Source organism: Candidatus Obscuribacterales bacterium, assembly GCA_036703605.1.
GTDB lineage: Bacteria > Cyanobacteriota > Cyanobacteriia > RECH01 > RECH01 > RECH01.
The window spans coordinates 1-2725 of sequence record DATNRH010000262.1 but is presented as its reverse complement, the minus strand read 5'-3'; the positions used below and the strand labels follow the sequence as shown (position 1 = coordinate 2725).

Annotated in this window: 3 protein-coding genes; all 3 read right to left on the bottom strand. The window is 55.1% G+C overall.

Annotated features, from left to right (window positions below; translation table 11 throughout):
* Positions 1-286 (bottom strand): hypothetical protein (locus V6D20_05370; protein ID HEY9815220.1); only part of this gene is annotated, 286 nt, incomplete at its 3' end.
* Positions 287-338: 52 nt separating this feature from the next.
* Positions 339-1403: an ABC transporter permease gene (locus tag V6D20_05365; GenBank protein ID HEY9815219.1), complete on the bottom strand. Its 1065-nt coding sequence runs from the start codon at positions 1401-1403 to the stop codon at positions 339-341.
* Positions 1404-1441: 38 nt separating this feature from the next.
* Complete coding sequence (locus tag V6D20_05360) at positions 1442-2623, bottom strand: BMP family ABC transporter substrate-binding protein (protein HEY9815218.1); 1182 nt, start codon at positions 2621-2623, stop codon at positions 1442-1444.
* Positions 2624-2725: the final 102 nt, after the last annotated feature.

Here is a 2725-nt window from a genome sequence, read left to right as displayed (position 1 = left end):
AGAGCCAGCCGTGGATGAAGCCCAGCGCCATACCCGCTAAACCTGCTACTAACACCCCAGCAAAAGGAGCCAGAATTGGGCCTAAACTGTCCTGCGTTAGGTAGGAAACGGCATAGGCGCTCATGGCTCCGGTTAACAGCGTGCCTTCTAGCCCTAGGTTAATCTTGCCGCTTTTTTCCGTTAAACATTCCCCCAAACTGACAAACAGGAACGGTGTTCCGCCCCGCATGGTGCCAGCGGCGATCGCTAAGGGCACCCCTAGCCATCCCAATGCTTCTGATGCCACAAGTCCTACCTCATCTGATTAGAGTCTGTCTAAACTGCTCTCAACCACCGCTTTAAACCGTGGTTTCCACCGCCGCAGGTGTTGGATCCGGGGGTGGTATGTCTATCGGCCGCTCTCGGAAGAAAGCCAGCTTGCCGTAGAGCGAATCGCTGTACAAAATCGTCAGGAACATAATGCCCTGAAAGATCAACACCGTGGCGTCTGGCAAGCTATGGGTACGCTGCAAGATGCCACCACTGCCGACAATACCGCCGACCAGCACCGCAATTAAAGCAGCCGCTAGGGGATTATGGCGCGCCACAAAGGCCACCAAGATGCCGCCGTAGCCATAGCCAGCATTGAGGGATTCGTTGGCCACCCCATGCACCGCCGCTACCTCAATCATGCCCGCCAGGCCAGCACAGGCCCCAGCTATAAAACAGATGGTGACCGCTAAGCGTCCTACAGGCAGCCCCGCAATCCGGGCAGCGCGCACGTTACCACCGGCGGTACGGGCCGCAAACCCGAAGGTGGTGCGCTGGATCAGGACGTAGGCAACCCCACAGGCCACCAGACCGAAGATTAGCCCGTAGTGAATACGAGTGCCGGGTAAATTGCCCAGCATGTTGGCGGTATCAAGGGGAAAAGTAGAGGGCTTGTTGAGGGAACTGGGATCCCGCATGGGGCCACCCACCAAATGGTTCAACAGCGCGATGGCAATGTAGTTCATCAACAAGCTGCTGATCGTTTCATTCACCGCTCGGTAATGGCGCAACACCCCGACAATGCCAATCCATACACCACCCGCCACCATGCCAGCGATCGCCATCAGCGCTTGCACCAGCAGAGGCGGTAGAGACGTGCCTAGGCTCAGCCCCATGGCTACGGCTCCTAAACCGCCTACCACCAGCGCTCCCTCGTTGCCAATAATCACCAGCCCAAGCCGGGCCGGCAGAGCCGTACAAAGAGCGCTCAACATCAGGGGCGACGCTAAAATCAACGTACCTTGGATGCGACTAGAACTCCCGAAGGCGGCGGTGTAAATCGATCCGTAGACGCCAAAAGGATTGGCCCCAGCGATCGCACAGAATAACCCAAACAGAGCAAGGGCAACAGCGATCGCCCCTGCCGAAATCACCAACGGTTCACTTTTTCGCAACCAAGGTGTGTCTCTCATTAGCTGCCCACCGATCCTTCAACGCCTTCGATCAACCAGTCCATGCTTTCCAGTTCTACAGACTTTTGCTCTAGCTTTTGTCCCGCTGCCACGCGCACTGTGCCGGTGTTGTCCTTAATCTCTCCTTCATAGAGCACTAGCTCCCCAGAGATGATCTGCTCGCGGACCGCATCCGCGGCTGCCTTAGCTTCATCAGACACCGCCGCCCCATAGGGAGAGAGCTTACAGAAGTTATCCGACAAGCCACCCCGCACCAAGTGATCAATGTCCCCATTCATCAGGCTCTTGCCCTCTAGGAACATTTGGGCATATTGGGTATAGATACTTGTCCAATCCCACTCTGCGCCAGTGAGATAGCCAGTAGGCGCTAGATCGGCTTGATTGGCATGATAGCCCGAGGTAAACATACCGCGCCGTTCCGCCGTTTCAATGACCACTTTGGGACTATCCACATGGCAGGTGACCACATCAATACCCTGGTCTGCCATGCTGTTGGTAGCTTCCGCTTCCTTGACCGGCAGAGCCCAATCTCCCGTGAAGATCACTTGGGTGGTGATGTCAGGATTCACCGAACGAGCAGCCTTGGTAAAACTATTGATGTTACGCAGCACTTGGGGAATGGGTTTAGCCGCCACAAAGCCCAGCTTGCCAGACTTGGTCATATGTCCAGCCACAATACCCGCCACGTATTGGGCTTCATCAATATAGCCAAAATAGCTGCCTACATTGTTGGGATGAACACCCTCTTGATACATTCCACCGGCATGGAGGAACTGCACCTCCGGAAATTCTTCAGCAAGTTGGAGAATGTGGGGATCGAAGTAGCCAAACGACGTGGGAAATAGAGCCATAGCTCCATCCAGTTCAATCATGCTACGCATGGTTTCCTGAACAGCTGTGGTTTCTGGCACACTAGCTTCTTCAACAATACGCACACCAGGGATGCTGGAAATACCAGCCGCTCCTTCTGCATGGGCTTGGTTATACCCATAGTCATCTTTGGGGCCCACATAGATAAATCCAATGACAATCTCGTCGCCGCCAGCGGCTGCTTCACCACCACCAGCACCGCTGGGGCTACAGCCGGTACCCAACTTAGCCGTGACGCCAAACGCGGTTGTTGCGAGCAATCCACGCAACACTTGACGACGAGACAGCGACAGTATTCTTCGATTGTGCACAGCGTTACTCTCTAAAGTGCGAATGATGGAACAAATCTCCGGTCATCGTAGTCCGGTGAGGAGCAGGTCACAGCCTGACTCAACCTTCGGAATTTACGATTG